Genomic DNA, 18542 nt, shown 5'->3' with positions numbered 1-18542 from the left:
ACGGCGAGCATGGAATTTCTGGGCAAGACCAACATAGACTTCATGGGCAAAAAGAAGCTCTCTTTTGCCATTTCGATCATCATCTCCCTGGTCGGGATCATGGGCATCATCTCCATCGCCCGCGGTACCGCCAACATGGGGATCGACTTCTCCGGCGGCACCGCCATGCAGCTGAAATTCAGCAAGCCGATGGACATCGCAAAGGCCCGTGCGGCGCTGCACAAAAACGGCATCCCCAAGGCCGACCTGCAGGAGATCAGGGACGGCAACAAACTGTTGATCAAGATCGACAGGAATACATCCATCAGCCTGGGAAAGGCGGCCGATGCCGTACAGGCCGCGTTCAGGAAAGCCCATCCCGACAACATCTTTACAGTGGAGAGTTCCACCGAGATCGGGCCTTCCATCGGCGACAAGCTGCGCAAGGACACCCTGGTTGCCGTGGCCATCGCGCTCCTGGGCATCATCCTCTACATAGCCTGGCGCTTTGACTTCAAGTTCGGCATCGCCGCCACCCTGGCCACGATACACGACTGCCTGGCCATGTTCGCGGTCTTCTACATCCTGGACCGGGAGATCAACCTGCTGTTCGTCACCGCCGTGCTGACCATCGCCGGCTACTCCCTCACCGATACGGTGGTGGTGTTTGACCGCATCCGCGAGAACATGCACAAACATCTCAAGGAGGCGCTGCCCCCCCTCTTCAACCGCAGCATCAACGAGGTGCTCTCCCGCAGCATCATCACAGCCCTGACCACGTTTCTGGCATCGGCCTCGCTGTTTCTCTTCGGCGGCGAGGTGATCCACGACTTCTCCCTGGCCCTCTTGGTGGGGATCGTCGTGGGTGCCTATTCGTCGGTGTTCGTGGCCAGTCCGATCGTGGTGCTGCTGGAAGAGCGCGCCCTGCGGAAGAAGGCAGCGGCAACGGCCTGATGATCCGTTTTCCGTGCTTGCGGCCTGATCAAGGGCCGCAAGCACGGATACGAGTCAATGGTGTCATACTCATGAAAAAAGAAACGATCCTGATAGCCGTGGCCGCCCTGCTGGTGGGATTTCTGGGCGGCTTCCTGATCTTCAGCATGAACAGCGAGAAGACGAACCGCCAGGATCAGGCACAGGTTTCGGCGCTGGCTGCTCCACTACCGGACCATGGACGGCGCATCGCCGAGACCGAGGCGATCATTGCCAGGGACCCGGGAAACCTGAAGGCATGGATTTCCCTGGGGAACGACTTCTTCGATTCCAATCAGCCGAGCAAGGCCATCCAGGCCTATGCCCAGGCCCTGGAGATCCAACCGGCCAATCCAGACGTGCTCACCGACCAGGGGATCATGTTCCGCAAGCTGGGGTGGTATGACAAGGCCCTGGCCAACTTCCAGAAAGCCCGCGCCCTGAACCCCAGGCACCTGCAGAGCCTGTACAACATGAGCATCGTTTACACCGTTGACCTGAAACAGCCGGACCGGGCCGTGCCGCTCTGGGAGGCCTATCTCAGAGAGGACGGTACGAGTGAAACTGCCCGACAGGTGCGAGAGCTGCTGGCGAGCATGACACGGCAGGGGGATCACCCGGCCAGGAAATAACCCGCATCCCCCGCCCGACGGGGGATTTTTTTGTCCGCGGCAGGCAGATCGCAAAGGAAAACCATGCAGAAGAAACAGTGGATTGTGCGAACAGCGCCGGTCGAATTGCCGGCCATGGCGGGGGAGAAGGCCATCCTGCCGCTGACCGCTGCCATACTTGCCGGCCGCGGGATCAGTGAGCCCGATGCCATGGACGCCTTCCTGTCCCCCTCCCTGGCGGACATGCTCGACCCTTCCCGCATGAAAGGGATGGCCGACGCCGTGGCACGCCTGCTGGAGGCGCGCCGCAGGCAGGAAAAGATCACCGTCTACGGCGACTACGACGTGGACGGCATCACCGGGACCACGCTGCTGGTGTCGTTTCTGCGGCAGACCGGATTTGACTGCGACTACTTCATCCCCAACCGTTTCGACGACGGCTACGGCCTGAACGGCGAGGCACTGGACAGGATCATCAACGCCGGGGCGGCCCTTATCCTGTCGGTGGACTGCGGCATCACGGCGGTTGAGGAGGCGCTCTTCTGTCGCCAGCGGGGAGCGGAGCTGATCATCGTCGATCATCACGCCCCCAAAGAGACCCTTCCCGATGCCTGCGCCGTGCTGAATCCGCTGCAGTCGGGATGCGACTATGCCTTCAAATGCCTGGCCGGGGTCGGCGTGGCCTTCAACCTGCTGGTTGCGCTCAGGGCGGCGCTGCGCGACCAGGGATCCTTTGGCAGCGATTCCGGCCCGGACCTGCGCCAGTGGCTGGACCTGGTGGCCCTGGGAACCATCGCCGACGTGGTGCCGCTCATCGGCCAGAACCGCATCTACGTCACCCATGGGCTGCGACTCTTGGCCGCTCCGTGCAAGCCGGGCATCCAGGCTCTCAAGAAGGTGGCCGGGGTAGGGGGGGCGGTGAGCAGTGGTCAGGTCGGTTTCCGGCTTGCGCCGCGCCTGAACGCCGCCGGCCGCATGGAGAGCGCCGTACCCGGCGTGGAACTGCTGCTGGGAGACGACCCGCCGCACTGTCTGGCCATTGCCGAGGAACTGGACGCTGCCAATGGCGAGCGCCAGGCCATCGAACGCGCCATACTCCAGGAGGCGATCAGCCTCGTGGAGCAGGGGGGGAACTACCCCGACAGGCGCAGCATCGTGCTGGCCTCCCCGTCCTGGCACCAGGGGGTGGTGGGCATCGTCGCCTCACGCCTGGCGGAACGTTTCCACCGACCAACCATCCTGATCGCCCTGGACGAACAAGGGCAGGGGAAGGGGTCGGGCCGCAGCATCCCCGGCTTCCACCTTCTGGATGCGCTTAAGGTCTGTTCACCCCTCCTGGAGCGCTTCGGCGGCCACCGCCATGCCGTGGGTGTCTCCCTCTCCGGAGAGAGGGTCGACGACTTCAGCGCAACATTCGAGGCCGAGGCGCGGCGTCTTCTGGGCAACGGGGAACTGATGCCCCGCCTGGATATCGATGCCGAGGCCGAACCGCGGGAGGTGACCAAAGAGCTGGCGCTGGAACTGAAGCGCCTGGAGCCCTTCGGCATGGGCAACCCGGAACCGCTGCTTATGATGCGCTCCCTGACCGTGCTGGAGCAGCGGGTGGTGGGAGAGGATCACCTGCGGCTGCGCTTGTCCAGGGACGACCATGTCTTCAATGCCATCGCCTTCCGCATGGCTTCGCGCACTGTTTCTGAAACCATCGACATCGCCTTTTTCCCCGAGATGAACCAATGGAATGGCAGCTCCACCCTGCAGTTGCGGGTCAAGGACCTGCGCCCCACGGAGTAGACCATGCAACGCGATCAACGATTCGACAGCGCCGACAGGATCATCAAGGTCGGCTTCTGGGTCAACGCCCTGCTGATGGTTTTCAAGCTGTCGGCCGGCCATTGGGGGCGTTCCGACGCCGTGTTCGCCGACGGCATCGAAAGCGCCTGCGATTTCGTGGCCATATTCTCCACCATGGTGGCGCTCAGGCTGGGGAGGCAGCCCTTTGACGAGAAACACCCCTACGGCCATGGCCGGGCCGAGAGCCTGTCGGCGCTTTTGATCTCGCTGGTGATCCTGGCCACCGGTGGCTGGATCCTCTACGACTCGGTGGTTTCCATCATCCGCCATGACTTCAAATCTCCCGGCATGATCGCCGTGGCCGCGGCGTTTGTCACCATCCTGGTCAAGGAGTGGCTCTACCGTTTCACCCAGAAGACCGGCCGGGAGCTGGAGAGCCCCTCCCTGCTGGCCATCGCCAAAGACCACCGCAAGGATGCCCTCACCTCCATCTCCACCCTGGCCGGTGTCCTGGGCGCCTTCTTCGGTTTCGGCATCATGGACCCGCTGGCCGCCGGCCTGACTTCGTTCTTTATCCTGCACATCGGCCTGGAGACCTACCGGGGGGCGGCCCACGACCTGATGGACGGCAGCGTGCCGGTCAATTTCATCGAGAAGGTCACCCAACTGGCCGAGAGCGTGGAGCGGGTTGAGCATGTGCACGACATCCGCGGCCGCCGCTCAGGCCAGTACATGATCATCGATCTCAAGCTGGACATGGACCCGGCCATGACGGTCAAGGAGTCCCACGACATCGCCAAGCAGGTCAAGAAGCTGATCTTCGATGGATTTCCCAACGTGGGGGATGTGATGATCCACATCAACCCCCACGACGAGGAACATGAGGATATGATCAGGCTGTGACGCGCCCCGCTTTCAGTACAGCCTGACCAGCAGGAAGAGTCCCAGCATGGCGATGGCGATGGCCAGTTTGCCGGCCACTCCAATCGCCAGCCCAACCACGGTGCCGAAACCGGCGCGGCCGGCCCGGTCCAGGCTGCGATCGAGCGACATCTCTCCCAGCACCGCCCCCACAAAGGGCCCCAGCAGTATTCCGGCCGGTCCGAGAAACATCCCCACCACTCCCCCCAGGGCGGCGCCCAGCATTGCCCGTCGCGAACCGCCGAACTTCTTGACACCCAGGACCGAGGCCAGGAACTCCACCAGCCAGGTCAGTGCCGCCATGGCGGCCAGGACCATCAGGGTGCCGATTCCCACGTACTGGAAATTTTCCGCCCAGGCGCAGAGCAGGAGGCCGACAAACAGCAGCGGCGCTCCCGGCAGGAAGGGGAGCAGCGTGCCGGCCAGTCCAGTGAGGCTCAGCATGGCGCCGAAAATCAGGAGAATCAGGGTTTGGTGCGACATGGCATGCCTCCCGGACAGGGCGAGGTAGAGGTGCGTTTAACGTCCATCGGTCTGAAACGATTCATGGGGTGGATAGTAGTGCAGAAACGCGCTCCATGATAGCAAAAACGAATCATGACGCCGGGATACACTATCTGCCGGCCAACGCCCTAACACGTTGACAGTGGTGGTGTGCTGGGGTAGGGTGGACGAGTTTTGAACTCGATGACTCATGGCTGCCGCGCAGCGAGGCAACAGGGTAGATTCATGGCACGGTATCACGGCACACCGAAACGCGGCCACTGGAGCAGTCGCCTCGGCTTTATCATGGCCTCGGCCGGTTCGGCGGTCGGCCTGGGCAATATCTGGAAATTCCCCTACATCACCGGCATGCACGGCGGAGGGGCCTTTGTGCTCTTCTTTCTCATCTGCATTGCGCTGATCGGGATTCCGCTCATGATCGCCGAGATGGTGATCGGCCGCCACACCCACAAGGACCCGGTGGGCGCCTTCCGCACGCTGGCCGGCGGTCCCTGGAGCATGGTCGGTTGGCTGGGGGTGACAGCCGGGTTCGTAATCCTCTCCTACTACTGCGTGGTGGCCGGTTGGGCCGTAAACTACCTCTGGCTGGCGATCAAGGGAACCTTTGGCGGCGGGCATATCCAGCAGGTACCGGAACTGTTCAGCTCTCTTCTGGCCAGTGACCTGTCCCAACTGTTCTGGCAGGCGCTCTTCATGGGGGCTACGATCTGGATCGTCCTGGGCGGTGTCAGCGATGGCCTCGAACGGGCCAGCAAGCTGATGATGCCGGTTCTGTTCCTGATCCTGATTGTCCTGACGGTTCGGGGGCTTTTCTCACCCGGCGGTCCCCGGGCGCTTTCCTTCCTGTTCACTCCAAACTGGCGGATGCTGGATGCAGCGGCAATGCTCGAAGCCATGGGGCACGCCTTCTTCACCCTGTCGCTGGGCATGGGCGCCATGCTCACCTACGGCAGCTACGCGAACGAGCGGACCAACATACCCAATGTGGCCATCACCGTATCGATCATGGATACCTGCGTGGCACTGCTGTCGGGCATTGCCATCTTCTCCATCGTCTTCACCTATGGCATGGCGCCCGCCGCCGGACCGGGCCTGGTCTTCAAGACCCTGCCCATACTCTTCAGCCAGATGCAGGGAGGCACCTTTGTCGCCATCCTCTTCTTCCTGCTGCTGGTCTTTGCCGCCCTCACATCCAGCATCTCGCTTTTGGAGGTGGTGGTGGCCTATTACTGCGACGAGAAGAAGTGGCAACGCCGGACGGCGACGCTGGTGATGGGGTTCCTGATCTTCCTGCTCGGCGTCCCCTCGGCCCTCTCCAACCATCTGCTGGCCGATGTCCACTTCATTGGCGGACGCAATTTCCTCGACTCCATCGACCTGGTGGCCACGAACTACATCCTGCCCCTGGGAGCCCTGTTCATTGCCATCTTCACCGGCTGGGTCATGACCACCCGCGTGGCGCGGGGCGAGATCGAGAAGGGGACGGTCAATTTCCACTTCTATCCGCTCTGGCATTTTCTGATCAAATACGTAAGCCCGATCATGGTGGCAATCCTCTTCCTCTCCAAGATCGGGCTGATATAGGGCACAGCCCCCACTGAGGCGCCCTGGTGCGCACGGAGCAACGGACACCCCAGAACCGGTTCAAGCAACTATCAACACCAATCAAACGACAAGGATATCCCATGACAAACCTGCCACAATGCCCTTCATGCGGCTCGGAATACACCTACGAAGACGGAGACCTGTACATCTGCCCGGAATGCGCCCATGAGTGGGCAAAGACAGCGACTGAAGTGGCAGAAGCCACGAGTGTCGTGCGTGACGCCTTCGGCAACGTGCTCAGCGACGGCGACTCGGTCACTGTCATCAAGGACCTGAAAATCAAGGGCTCGTCATCGGTGGTCAAGGTCGGCACCAAGGTCAAGAATATCCGCATCGTCTCGGGAGACCACGATATCGACTGCAGGATCGACGGCATCGGAGCGATGCAGTTGAAATCCGGATTCGTCAAAAAGGCATGATTCGTACAAAAGGAACCGCCCCATGCTGCTGCGTCTTTTCCTCGTCTTTACCCTTGTGCCGATCGTGGAGATCTGGCTATTGATCCAGGTCGGTCGCGTGATCGGCCCGCTCCCCACCCTGGCCACCCTGCTGATAATCTCCCTGGTCGGCGCCTGGCTGGCCAGGTCCCAGGGATTCCGCGCCATCGTCGCAATCCGTGACGAACTCGCCATGGGGCGCCTGCCCGCCGCCCATTTCCTGGACGGAGCACTGATCCTGGCTGGCGGCATCCTGCTGCTGACCCCCGGTTTCTTCACCGACCTGGCCGGTCTCTTCTTTCTCATCCCCTTTACCCGTGCCTGCCTGAAAGGATGGCTGCGCACCTGGCTGGAACAGAGGCTTCGTCAGGGCAACTACGTCATCCACTGCCGCTGAGAGCGGCAGCGCCAGGGGATGAGTCAGGCAGGGGGCTGGTTTGCCATTTTTTTCGCAAAGGAAACCGCGCCGGTTCCATTACCTTTTTCAATACACAAAAGGGATATTTTTTGTTAATCTCAAGCCTCCGTAGAGCGCACTTGAATGCCAACAGCAGTATCTTCGCTCCGGGCAGCGGACTTCCCGCCTGTTTTTCACGTTTCCGTGATAAACGGTATCCTTACGTTCGCTGCCCAGCGCATGACAATCCGAAAATAACAGGGGCGGATCCAGGCGCCTGATCAGGCTTCATCAGGGGTTGGCCGCGGGCGGCCGGCCCTTTTTCGCGTACCGCGCTTCACACCAACAGTTGAAAAAGGTGATTCCGCATGCTGCTTGAAATTCACCCCGAACATCCCCAGCAACGACTGATCGCACGGGTCGTCGACTGCCTGCGCAATGGCGGCATTATCGCCTACCCGACCGATACGACCTACGGCATCGGCTGTTCCATTTTCAACAAAAAGGGAATCGAGCGCATCTACCGCATGAAACAGCGCGAACACAAGAAGCCGTTCTCGTTCATCTGCCCCAACCTCTCGGAAGTGGCCCGCTTCGCCAGGGTCAGCAACACCGCCTTCAAGATCCTCAAGCGCTACCTCCCCGGTCCCTACACCTTCGTGCTGGAGGCGACCCGCGACGTACCCGATCTGCTGCTGACACGGCAGAAGACGGTGGGGATCAGGATCCCCGATAACCGCATCTGCCTTGAGATCGTGCAGATGCTGGGCAGTCCCATCGTCACCACCAGCGCCAACCTGTCCGGCGACGAACCGACCGGCAACCCCGGTTTCATCGACGAAATCTTCGGTCACCAGTTGGACATCGTCGTGGACGGGGGGATACTCACCAAGGAGGTCAGTTCCGTGGTGAACCTGGTGAACGATACCCCGGAGATTATCAGGGCCGGCATGGGTGACCTGTCGTGGTGCTCATGACCAGACAGGGAGGGGAAGGTGCGTAAACGGACGATCCGCAACAGCATGCGCCTGCTGCTGGCGGCGCTTGTGCTGATCATCCTGGCCAGTTTCTACCATGGCGCTTTGACGGACCTGCTCTCCCTCTCCCCGGGAATGGAGCAGCGCCTCTACCGGCTGGGCATGTTCGGGGCGGCAGGCATGGGGATCTACGGAGTGATGCTGTTTGTGTCAGGACTGCTGCTGCCGGGAGACCGGCGCGACGACAGCCGCATCAGGATCGCGCCACTGCTCATCATGCTACTCTGCGCCCTGGCACTTTTCTTCTATCTCTTCGTGGCATCGTTCAGCGCACCCGACGAGAATGAGATGCTGCGGCCAGGAGAGACCATCACCATCTAGCTGTTTCCCGTGTACACAGCTGGGGAACAGCCAAAAGCACATAGGCCGCCGGGAGACTGGACACAGGGTTTTCTCGGCTCATGCTCCCTTATCCGGTGTCAGGTGTCAGTTGCCGGTCCGCCAGAAGCAGCCAACAATCAGCAACGTCATCCATCGCATCAAGATGCACACTTCTCGGAGGAACCATGGAATCTCAGCAAAAATCCATAGAAACGCTTGCGCTTCATGCAGGGCAGTCTCCGGACTCGGAAACCCTATCCCGGGCAGTGCCGATTTACCAAACCTCGTCCTATGTGTTCAGGAACTCTGAGCATGCCGCCAACCTCTTCGGACTAAAGGAACCGGGCAACATCTACACCCGGCTGATGAACCCTACCACCGACGTGCTGGAACGGCGCATGGCGGCCCTTGACGGCGGCGTCGGCGCACTGGCGGTAGCCTCCGGCCAGGCAGCCATCACCTACGCGGTGCTGAACATCACCAGTGCCGGGCAGAATATCGTCTCCACCAGCTTTCTCTACGGCGGCACCTACAACCTGTTCCACTACACCCTCCCCAGGCTCGGCATCCAGGTAAAATTCGTCGACTCCTCGGATCCGGAGAACATCCGCCGGGCCATCGACCAGGACACGCGCCTGGTGTACAGCGAATCGGTGGGCAACCCCAAGAACAACGTGGATGATTTCGAGGCCATCGCAGCCATCGCCCACGAGGCCGGCATACCGCTGGTCGTGGACAACACGGTGACGACTCCCTGGCTCTTCAAGCCGCTGGACCATGGGGCGGACATCGTGGTCTATTCGCTGACAAAATTCATCGCCGGCCACGGCACCAGCATCGGCGGCGCCATCGTGGACGGCGGAACGTTCAACTGGGATAACGGGAGATTCCCCGAACTCACCGAGCCCGATCCCTCCTACCATGGCCTGAAGTACTGGGAGGCGCTGGGCAGCCAGGCCTACATCCTCAAGATGAGGGTCACGCTGCTGCGCGACATGGGGGCCTGTCTCTCCCCCTTCAACTCCTTCCAGATCCTGCAGGGGCTGGAGACGCTGCACGTGCGCATGCCACGCCATGTGGAAAACGCCCGTTGCGTCGCATCCTGGCTGGAGCGCCACCCCCTGGTGAGCTGGGTCAACTACCCGGGCCTCGCCAGCCATCGGGATCACGCCAATGCACGCAAATACCTGCCCAAGGGGGAGGGGGCCATCATCGGCTTCGGAATCAAGGGGGGAGTGAAGGCAGGCAGCAAATTCATCGACAACGTGAAGCTGCTCTCCCACCTGGCCAACATCGGCGATGCCAAGTCGCTGGTCATCCACCCCGCCTCCACCACCCACCAGCAGCTGTCCGAGGAGGAACAGCTGGCCAGCGGCGTGTCGCCGGACTTCATCCGCCTTTCCATCGGCCTGGAGAACATCGACGACATCATCGCCGATATCAGCCAGGCGCTGGAGGCGTCACAGCTCTAGCCGCCACGTCATTCACGACAGCTGCTGTTGTGTGTAGTAGTGCCTCATTGCATGCCATCACCCTACCTATTGGAATCAGGAGCATTTCATGTACAAGTTGACCATTCGCACCAGCTTCGCCGCCGCCCATAACCTCGTCAATTACCAGGGTGATTGTGAAAACCTCCACGGCCACAACTGGAAAGTGGATGTGGCGGTCATTGCCCGCCAACTGGACAAGGCCGGACTGGGCATCGATTTCAAAGTACTCAAACGCGAGGCAGGGGTGGTGATTAACGAACTCGACCACAAGTATCTGAACGACAATCCCGCCTTTGCCGGCATTTCCCCCTCGTCGGAGCACATCTCGCGTTTCCTGTTTGAACGGCTCTCGGAACACCTGAACAGCGATGTCATCAAGGTCGAGTCGGTGACGGTCTGGGAATCGGACAACGCATCGGCCTGCTACTATGAGTGAGTCACTCCCCATCGCCGAGATCTTCTCCTCCATCCAGGGGGAGGGGTACCTGGCAGGGCGGCGGCAGATCTTCATCCGCCTGACCCGTTGCAACCTGGAATGCAGCTACTGCGATACCGGCTTTGGCGAAGGAGAATCGTGCCTGGTGGAGAACTCCCCCGGCTCCAACGTCTTCGAACATTTCCCCCGGGCAGTCGGCCTGGACCGGCTCATGGATATCCTGAACGCCTGGACCTGGGCGCTCCCCCGGGCACACCATTCCATAAGTCTCACCGGCGGAGAGCCGCTGCTCTTCGCCCCTCTGCTGTCGGACTGGCTTCCCCGGCTGCGCGGCATACTGCCGGTTCACCTGGAGACCAACGGCACCCTGCCGATTGAACTGGGCAGAATCATCAGGCTGGTGGATTACGTCAGCATGGACATGAAACTTCCCTCAACCGCCGCCTGTGGCGGGGAACTCTGGGATACGCACCGCCGGTTTCTGGAGACTGCCCGTGGGAAGAACGTCTCGGTCAAGATCGTGGTGGGGGAGCAAAGCGATGCTGCCGAGATCGAACAGGTCTGCCGAATCATCGCGCAAATCCGGCCGGACACTCCGCTCTTCCTCCAGCCACTCTCCCTGCCTGACAGCCACTGCGGCATCAGCGCCGCGCATCTCCTGCATCTGCAGGCCCTGGCCGCGGCACGACTTTCTGATGTGCGGGTGATTCCGCAGATGCACAAGCTCATGGGGGTCCTGTGATCATCGAAGAAATGACCATGCCCGAATTCGAGCAGGGCCTTGCCCGCTCGCGAACTGTTCTGATACCCTTCGGTTCGGTGGAGGAGCACGGGCCGCACCTGCCGCTCTCCACGGACACGCTGGAGGCCTGCGAGGTGGCCAGAAAGGCGGCCCTGCTGACGCCGCTGTTTGTCGCTCCTCCGATCCATTACGGCAACTGCCGCTCCACCTCCTGCCATCCCGGGACCATCTCCATCTCCACCACGACGCTGAAGATGTTGTTCAAGGACATCGTCCAGGCCCTCTACAGCCACGGCCTGCGCAACTTCATCGCTCTCACCGGCCACGCCGGCGGCGCCCACTGCAGCGCCCTGCAGGATGCGGGCGAGGAGATGCTCTCAAGCTACCCCGACGCTAATTTCGCCGTGGTGACAGAATACCTCCTTGCCCGCGACGAGGGGAGGGGGCTCATCGAGACCCCCGGTGACGCCCATGCCGGCGAGATTGAGACCTCCCGCATCCTGCACAGCCACCCCCATCTGGTCAAGGGGAGCGCCCCCCGGGAGTTCCCCGCCTTTCCCGCCGGCATACTGGTCAGGGACAAGCGGCGATACTGGCCCGGCGGGGTCTGGGGAGACCCGGCCAAGGCAACGGCAGAAAAGGGTGCCCGGCTGGAGGAGCTGGTGGTGAAGAAGCTGGTGGAACTGATACAGACAGTGGAAACCTGCCGTAATGAATCATGATCCCGCCGAGCAGCTGATCAGCATCGACAGGCTGGCCTTCGGCGGCAGCGGTGTGGGACGTATCGACGGCAAGGTCTGCTTCGTCCCCTTCGCCTGCCCGGGTGACGAGCTTCTCGTCCGCATCACCGCCGAGAAGCGCTCCTACCTGACCGCCCGGATCATCTCCATCGTTACCCCCGGACAGGACAGGATCACTCCTCCCTGTCCCCTGTTCGGTTCCTGCGGCGGCTGCAGCTGGCAGCACATAGCCTATCACCGGCAGCTGGAGGAAAAGCGGCGGATCTTTGCCGACGCACTCTGGCGCGGGGCTCGCGCACCCGGAGAGCTGGTGGCGGATGTGGTCGCCTCACCCCTGACCTATGGCTACCGCAGCCGGGTACAGTTCAAGCTCCATGGCGCAGGCCCCAACCTGCGCATCGGCTTCTATCGCCAGGGAACCCATTTCGTGGAGGATGCCGGGCAGGGATGCCCCATTGCGCTGCCGGTCATCAACCGGATTCTGGGCAGTTTGCGGGAGATGCTCCCGGCATTCCCCGATCCGACCAAGATTCCCCAGATCAATCTGGAGTGCGCCGAGAAGGGCGCGGTGGTGATCGTCAACTACATTGGGGATGATCACCAGGGCGCCAAAGCCTTCTTCCGGGAGCGGGCCGCGCAGCTGGAACAGGCGACCGCCCTCTATCTGCAGACCGGCAGAAAATCCACGCTCCAGAAGGTATTCGGAGACGACCTGCTGCAGTACTCACAGGAGGGAGAGTCGTCAACAGCCCCCGCCTGTTCCCTGACCTACCGGCCAGGTGGGTTCGCTCAAGTCAACGCGGCCCAGAACAGCGCCCTTCTCCGGCTGGTGAGGGAGTTTGCCGACTGCCGACGAGACGATCAGATACTGGACCTGTACTGCGGCAATGGGAATTTTTCGCTTCCCCTGGCCCGGGGGGTGGCTGCCGTCACCGGCATCGAGGAATACGGCGATTCCATCGCGGCTGCCCGACATAACGCCCGCCTGAACGGCATAACAAATGTCGAGTTCATCTGCGCCGATGCCGCCGCAGGGGCAGGAAAACTCATGGGCGACGGACGGAGATTCCCTACCATCATCCTGGATCCCCCCCGCAGTGGCGCAGCTGATCTGCTGGAGCACATCCCTCGCTTGGGGGCGGACAAGATCATCTACATTTCCTGCGACCCCAGTACCCTTGCCCGGGACTGCGGCGTGCTCTTCGGCAAGGGGTACACTGTCGTTTCCAGCGTACCGGTGGACATGTTCCCCCAGACCTTTCATCTGGAGAGCGTCACCCTGCTACGTCGCAGAAACGGAGCCGTGCCATGAGCATTTTTTCCCGCCTGTTTTCCAAGAGCAGCGATGACCTGCTCACATGGGGTGACACCTTCTTTGCCGCTCGGGTATAAGGGAGACAATGAAGACATCTACTGGTATGAGAAGGGGACGTTGCTGCACCGACTCGGCAGAATCGAGGAATCCGAGGACTGTTTCCGGAGCGCCTGCCGGACTGGTCGCGACAATCCGACCCCCCGCTTCGGCCTGGCGCTGCTTTTGATGGATGCTAAACGTTTTTCCGAAGCAGCTGAGACACTTGACGCAATGATTTCAGGGGGTATGCTATCCGAACAGGCGCGCATGCTGCGCGGCGATCTGTACCTGCTCTCCGGCGATACGGAAGGGGCCATCGGCTGCTACGGAATGCTGCTCTCCACTCCCCACGCCCGTATGGCCGCCGAAAAGCTCCACGACCTGCTGCTGCACGCCGGTCGCACGCAGGAAGCTACCGCCCTGTCCAAGAAGTATCTCGGTGGATGTGGACACTGAAACCGGATAGCGATTTCACGGCCTGATACGGGCTCATCTCGGGAGGAAATGATGAACAGATCGGAACTCATTGAACACCTGGCGCTGCGGAAGGACATTTCCCACAAGCGTGCCGAAGAGATTATCACCCTGATTTTCAGCGCCATGACCGAAGCCATGGTCAAAAACGAGCGGATCGAAATTCGCGGACTTGGCAGTTTCGTGATCAAGGAGTATGACACTTATACCGGTCGAAATCCGAAGACCGGTGAGCCCATTCTGGTACGTCCCAAGAAACTCCCCTTCTTCAAGGTCGGCAAGGAGTTAAAGGAGATGGTCATCGGCTGAGCAATGGTCATGGCGCCGGGCCTCCGGCTTCGGCATGTGCCAGCTTTTCATCGTAACGCACAACCGGGAGCCTGTGTAACATGCCCTTTTCTCTCTTCGAGGGCGCTTTGGGTGGCATCGGTCTGTTTCTGCTCGGCATGCGGTTCATGTCCGACGGAATACGCACCGTGGCCGATGGCCGCATCCGCAGCGCCTTTTTCTCGGCAACCTCCAACCGACTATCTTCTCTGCTGTTCGGTGCCTTGCTGTCCCTGACGCTGAACTCGGCCAGCGCGGCGGTCATTATTGCCATCGGGATGGTTAACGGCGGTGTCCTGAATGTCTTCCAGGCGCTGAATGTGCTGGGCGGCGTACTGCTGGGAGCCTCCTTAAGTCTGTACCTGCCCGTCGTCCCCTACGGAGTCGTGGCAACTCCACTCGTATTCGTAGGGGTGCTGCTCAAGTTCTTCGCCCGCAGGAGACGCCTTGCCAGTGGCGGGGACCTGCTGCTGGGTGCCGGTTTGCTCTTCCTGGGTCTCACCCTGCTGGAGGGGAGTTTCAGCCCAACGGAACATCACCCCTTCTACGGGGCGTTCCACGGTGCTTTTTTCCAGAGCCCTTTCCCGGCGCTGGCCTTTGGCTCCCTTCTCTCCTGTTTCGTACAATCATCCACCTCCCTGTTGCAGGTTGTCTCGTCTCTGGCGCTCAGCAATCATCTGGAGGGAGGAATTGCGTCTGCCATGGCTCTTGGGGGACTTTTGGGTGGAGCCGTTATCGGCTGCTTGGTGGCCATGGCCGGCATAACCGTCTCCCGGCGCATAACCGTCGGTTTTCTTCTGATAAACCTGGCCGTTATCGTGCCCCTGACGCTGATTGTGCCATCCCTTTTGGAGATACCGTTTGTTTCACCAGGCGGACGGTTTGCCCTGGGGGCGCCGCTGTTGAACAGCATGGCCCAGGCGCACAGCATTGCCAGCGCGCTGACAGCCTGCCTGGCAAGCCTTCTCAGCGGCCTGCTCTCCCGTGTAGCGGGGACCCATGACGATCACGGTGGCGCCTATTCCGTACCACAACCCTGCGCGGGATATCTGGACAGCCGGATTCTCAACACTCCCACCCTGGCCCTGGAGCAGGCCCGCAAGGAGATCGGCCGCATGGTGGCGGTGACCTCCTTCATGTTCGCCGACACCCGAGAACTCCTCTTCGACTACGATGCGCGCAGGGCCGAGACCATCAGAAATCACGAACAGGTCCTCGACTCCCTGAACCACGAAATCACCGCTTTCCTGGCAAAGTTGGCCCGTTCCTCAACCAATACCGCGGTCAGTTTCCAAATCCCCGGTCTGCTCCAGATGGTCACCGATCTTGAAAAAATCGGTGACTGCTGCGAAAAGATCCTCGACTGCATCGTTGCCCGCAAGGAAGAGCATATCCTGTTCTCCGAGGACGCCATGGAGGACCTGCGGCGGCTTGCGGCGCTTGTCGGCTCGATTTTCTCCGTCCTCGAAGCCATGGGAATGCAGGGGGCACCACATGACGACATGGGCACCCAGGAACTGAAAGCCAGCGCCGGCAACACCTTCGACAGGGTGAAACGGTCGCACATCGAAAGGATTTGCAGCGGAATCTGCTCGCCACGGACCGCCCTCATGTTTAACGAATTGAACGAGGCCTTTGTGAGAATCGCGGAGCTGAGCTGGAACATCATGGCAGTACGGGAGCGTAAGAACGGATGAGCAACAGGGTCGCCGTCATAGATTTTGGCACCAATACCGCGCGGCTTTTGATCGCCGAACGGGTTGAGAAGGGATATTTCCGTCATGTCCATCTGCGGCGCGAGATCGTACGCATGGGAGGGAGCTTCAACAAATCGGAAGGGCTGTCGCCCGAGGCGATGGAGCGCGGTCTTTCCTGCCTGACGCGCTTCTCCGAGCATATCCGTGAGTACGACGTTGTATCGGTACGGGCCGTCGCCACCAGCGCCGTGCGCGACGCAGGCAACGGGACCGAGTTCGTGGAAAACGTGCGCAGGAAAACCGGTATAGAGCTCGCGGTCATCGACGGTATTGCCGAGGGGACCCTGACCCTGGCGGGCGTCATGGTGGGACTCGACCGGAGCCACGATGAGATTCTGGTGGTGGACATCGGCGGCGGCAGCACCGAATATACGTTGGCACGTTCAGAGCGGGCCGCTTTCGTGCGCAGCCTGCCGCTGGGGGTGGTCAGGCTAACCGAAGGACAGGGGAGCTTGGCAGCCATGGAGAGCAAGATACAGAGGGAGCTGGAGGCGTTGTGGCGCGACATGGCCGAGTCCCGCTGCCGTATCCGGAACGGTACTCCCCTGGTGGGAACAGCCGGCACCGCAACCACCCTGGCGGCCATCAGTATGGAGATGGATGAGTACGACTATCGCAAGGTCAACAATACCGTCATCTCCAGGGAAAAGATCGCAGCCATCTTTGAGCGCCTGCTTCCCCTGACACCACAGGAGAGACTGAAGGTGCCGGGGCTTGAAAAAGGGAGAGAAGATTTGATTATTTCAGGAATGCTGATCACCTTGCGGACCATGGATCTGTTCGGCATGGGAGAGATGAAGGTCAGCGATTACGGTCTGCTGGAGGGACTGCTGGTAAGCTTGGACGGAGGAGTCGGACGCTATGGCGAGTGATCTCGCAGAACTGGAGCGGGAGATTGCGTATCGTTTTATCGATCAGGCCCCGCTGCTGCAGGCTCTGACCCATCCGTCGTTTGAGCATGAGCAGGCCGGGGGGGGCAACTACCAGCGACTGGAATTCCTGGGTGACGCGGTGCTGGGGATGGTGCTGGCCGAGATGCTGTTCAGGCGCTTTCCCGACAGCAACGAGGGGGTTCTCTCCCGGCTCAGGTCGCAGATTGCGGACCAGGACACCCTGGCGGGCATTGCCCGCTCGTTCGGACTGGGCAGGTTCGTCCGCCTCGGCCGCGGAGAGGAGCAGGGCGCCGGACGCAACAAGGACTCGATTCTGGCCGATGTGCTGGAGGCGCTGATCGCTGCGGTCTACCTGGACGGCGGTTTGAAAGAGTCGCGCCGGCTGATCCAGCGGCTGTTCGTCGCAATCCTGGAGAGCCGTGGGGCAAGGCTTCGGTTCAACGACGCCAAGAGCGAGCTACAGGAACTGCTCTCTGCAAGACGGCTGCCGTCCCCTGTCTACCGCCTGACCGGCGAATCAGGACCGCCCCACGACCGTCTGTTCATTTTTCAGGTGCTGGTGGATGATGCCGTTGTGGGCGAAGGAGAGGGGCGCTCCAAAAAGATCGCCCAGCAGGCGGCGGCGACGCAGGCACTGACGGCATTTTCAGCCCCTGCCAATGCATCCCCATGAGCAGGATTACGGTCCCTTTTTTTATCAGCCACCAGGGGTGCCCGCACACCTGCGTTTTCTGCGATCAGCGCTCGATCTCCGGCTCCAGTGGCACACTGCCGGATGCGCAAGAAATTGCCGCAAGAATCGCTGACTGGCACGGTTCGGCACAGGGGCGTCCCCTGGAGGTTGCCTTCTTCGGCGGAACCTTCACCGCTCTCCCCCGTCAGATTCAGCAACGGCTCCTGGCTGCGGTACACCCCTTCCTCCGCTCCGGCGTCGTCAGCTCGATCCGGGTCTCCACCCGTCCCGACGCGCTGGATGCCGAAAACGTACCCTGGCTGGCTGGCCAGGGAGTCGCAATCATCGAACTGGGAGTGCAGAGCATGGACGATGCCGTGCTGGAGGCCGCCGGCCGCGGCCATGACGCCCGGGCATCCCTGGATGCCATCCGCCGAATCAGGGAAAACGGTCTCATGGCTGGCGCCCAGCTCATACCCGGCCTGCCCGGTGACACCCCGGCAACCGCCTGCGCGTCACTGGAACGCGTGATCGATGCGGGCGTTGATTTCGTCAGGATTTACCCCACGGTTGTGCTGCGCGGTACGGAATTGGCCCGGCGCTACGGGGAGGGAACCTATCACCCCCTGACCCTGCAGGCGGGAGTGGCGCTCTGCAAGACACTGCTGAGAATCGCCATGAGACGGGGTGTCCCGGTCATACGCATGGGGCTGCAGGACGACGAATCGCTCCGCGATGGCGCCATTCTGGCCGGCTGCTGGCACCCTGCCCTAGGCCATCTGGTGCAATGCGAGCTCTACCACGACCTGCTGTTTCAGCTGATCTCCGCGCTTCCCGATCATTCACGGCCAGTGACGATCAGCTGCCATCCCACACGGCTTTCGGCTGTCATCGGCCAGAAGAGGAGTACCATAAATCGCCTTCAGCAGCAGGGAATCAGCATTCGGCGCGTCCTGGCCGACCCGGTGCTGTCGCTTCCCGAGTGCCAGGTCAGCTCCTGCGGTTTTTCGTCAAGAGGTTCCCTGCTGCACGATCAGATTAAAATCCATGACTGAACTGCCCGAGTTGAAAGCGTATT

The 18542-nt window shown here is 61.2% G+C and carries 21 protein-coding genes; 20 read left to right on the top strand and 1 reads right to left on the bottom strand.

What is annotated here, in order from left to right; translation table 11 throughout:
* Positions 1-9 precede the first annotated feature (9 nt).
* The 4 genes from secF to PPRO_RS08935 all read left to right on the top strand — a co-directional run bounded on the left by secF (position 10) and on the right by PPRO_RS08935 (position 4256).
* The gene (gene secF / locus PPRO_RS08950; protein ID WP_011735686.1) at positions 10-933 is read left to right on the top strand and encodes a protein translocase subunit SecF; all 924 of its coding nucleotides are present in this window, start codon (positions 10-12) and stop codon (positions 931-933) included.
* Between the two features lie 71 nt (positions 934-1004).
* Complete coding sequence (locus PPRO_RS08945; RefSeq protein WP_041532227.1) at positions 1005-1583, top strand: tetratricopeptide repeat protein; 579 nt, start codon at positions 1005-1007, stop codon at positions 1581-1583.
* 63 nt (positions 1584-1646) lie between these two features.
* A complete protein-coding gene (gene recJ, locus PPRO_RS08940) occupies positions 1647-3353 on the top strand; it encodes a single-stranded-DNA-specific exonuclease RecJ (protein WP_011735684.1) in 1707 nt (568 codons plus the stop codon).
* Between the two features lie 3 nt (positions 3354-3356).
* On the top strand, positions 3357-4256 hold the full coding sequence (locus PPRO_RS08935; protein WP_011735683.1) for a cation diffusion facilitator family transporter: 900 nt from the start codon (positions 3357-3359) through the stop codon (positions 4254-4256).
* 12 nt (positions 4257-4268) lie between these two features.
* On the opposite strand, the gene PPRO_RS08930 is transcribed toward PPRO_RS08935, so the two are convergent.
* Positions 4269-4757 (bottom strand): DUF456 domain-containing protein, encoded by a 489-nt coding sequence (locus PPRO_RS08930; protein WP_011735682.1) that lies wholly within the window; start codon positions 4755-4757, stop codon positions 4269-4271.
* A gap of 246 nt (positions 4758-5003) precedes the next feature.
* Between PPRO_RS08930 and PPRO_RS08925 the strand changes: the two genes are divergently transcribed.
* The 16 genes from PPRO_RS08925 to PPRO_RS08850 all read left to right on the top strand — a co-directional run bounded on the left by PPRO_RS08925 (position 5004) and on the right by PPRO_RS08850 (position 18519).
* Positions 5004-6362 carry a sodium-dependent transporter gene (locus tag PPRO_RS08925; protein WP_011735681.1) on the top strand — a complete coding sequence of 453 codons (1359 nt, stop codon included), beginning with the start codon at positions 5004-5006 and terminating at the stop codon, positions 6360-6362.
* A 101-nt stretch (positions 6363-6463) separates the two neighbouring features.
* Positions 6464-6802, top strand: a complete 339-nt coding sequence (locus PPRO_RS08920; RefSeq protein ID WP_011735680.1) for a zinc ribbon domain-containing protein YjdM — start codon at positions 6464-6466, stop codon at positions 6800-6802.
* Between the two features lie 22 nt (positions 6803-6824).
* Positions 6825-7217, top strand: a complete 393-nt coding sequence (locus PPRO_RS08915; protein ID WP_011735679.1) for an FxsA family protein — start codon at positions 6825-6827, stop codon at positions 7215-7217.
* Positions 7218-7585: 368 nt separating this feature from the next.
* Positions 7586-8194, top strand: a complete 609-nt coding sequence (locus tag PPRO_RS08910; protein WP_011735678.1) for an L-threonylcarbamoyladenylate synthase — start codon at positions 7586-7588, stop codon at positions 8192-8194.
* Between the two features lie 18 nt (positions 8195-8212).
* Positions 8213-8575, top strand: a complete 363-nt coding sequence (locus PPRO_RS08905) for a hypothetical protein (RefSeq protein ID WP_011735677.1) — start codon at positions 8213-8215, stop codon at positions 8573-8575.
* A 185-nt stretch (positions 8576-8760) separates the two neighbouring features.
* Entirely contained in the window at positions 8761-10047 is a 1287-nt protein-coding gene (locus PPRO_RS08900) for a homocysteine synthase (protein WP_011735676.1), read from the top strand.
* Between the two features lie 88 nt (positions 10048-10135).
* The gene (locus PPRO_RS08895; protein ID WP_011735675.1) at positions 10136-10504 is read left to right on the top strand and encodes a 6-pyruvoyl trahydropterin synthase family protein; all 369 of its coding nucleotides are present in this window, start codon (positions 10136-10138) and stop codon (positions 10502-10504) included.
* Positions 10497-11246, top strand: coding sequence for a 7-carboxy-7-deazaguanine synthase QueE (locus PPRO_RS08890; RefSeq protein ID WP_011735674.1), 750 nt, complete (start codon positions 10497-10499; stop codon positions 11244-11246). The genes PPRO_RS08895 and PPRO_RS08890 overlap by 8 nt, the downstream gene beginning before the upstream one ends.
* Positions 11243-11968, top strand: coding sequence for a creatininase family protein (locus tag PPRO_RS08885; RefSeq protein ID WP_011735673.1), 726 nt, complete (start codon positions 11243-11245; stop codon positions 11966-11968). The genes PPRO_RS08890 and PPRO_RS08885 overlap by 4 nt, the downstream gene beginning before the upstream one ends.
* Entirely contained in the window at positions 11958-13298 is a 1341-nt protein-coding gene (gene rlmD / locus PPRO_RS08880; RefSeq protein ID WP_011735672.1) for a 23S rRNA (uracil(1939)-C(5))-methyltransferase RlmD, read from the top strand. Before PPRO_RS08885 ends, rlmD begins: the two co-directional genes overlap by 11 nt.
* A gap of 33 nt (positions 13299-13331) precedes the next feature.
* Complete coding sequence (locus PPRO_RS08875; RefSeq protein ID WP_083761215.1) at positions 13332-13796, top strand: tetratricopeptide repeat protein; 465 nt, start codon at positions 13332-13334, stop codon at positions 13794-13796.
* A gap of 51 nt (positions 13797-13847) precedes the next feature.
* Positions 13848-14123 carry an HU family DNA-binding protein gene (locus PPRO_RS08870; protein ID WP_011735670.1) on the top strand — a complete coding sequence of 92 codons (276 nt, stop codon included), beginning with the start codon at positions 13848-13850 and terminating at the stop codon, positions 14121-14123.
* Between the two features lie 80 nt (positions 14124-14203).
* Entirely contained in the window at positions 14204-15838 is a 1635-nt protein-coding gene (locus PPRO_RS08865) for a Na/Pi cotransporter family protein (protein ID WP_011735669.1), read from the top strand.
* Entirely contained in the window at positions 15835-16770 is a 936-nt protein-coding gene (locus tag PPRO_RS08860) for a Ppx/GppA phosphatase family protein (protein ID WP_011735668.1), read from the top strand. Before PPRO_RS08865 ends, PPRO_RS08860 begins: the two co-directional genes overlap by 4 nt.
* On the top strand, positions 16760-17464 hold the full coding sequence (gene rnc / locus PPRO_RS08855; protein ID WP_011735667.1) for a ribonuclease III: 705 nt from the start codon (positions 16760-16762) through the stop codon (positions 17462-17464). The genes PPRO_RS08860 and rnc overlap by 11 nt, the downstream gene beginning before the upstream one ends.
* The gene (locus PPRO_RS08850; protein WP_011735666.1) at positions 17461-18519 is read left to right on the top strand and encodes an elongator complex protein 3; all 1059 of its coding nucleotides are present in this window, start codon (positions 17461-17463) and stop codon (positions 18517-18519) included. Before rnc ends, PPRO_RS08850 begins: the two co-directional genes overlap by 4 nt.
* The last annotated feature ends 23 nt before the right edge of the window (positions 18520-18542 follow it).

Source organism: Pelobacter propionicus DSM 2379, from assembly GCF_000015045.1.
GTDB classification, from domain to species: Bacteria; Desulfobacterota; Desulfuromonadia; order Geobacterales; family Pseudopelobacteraceae; genus Pseudopelobacter; species Pseudopelobacter propionicus.
This window is presented reverse-complemented; position numbering and strand designations above follow the sequence as displayed.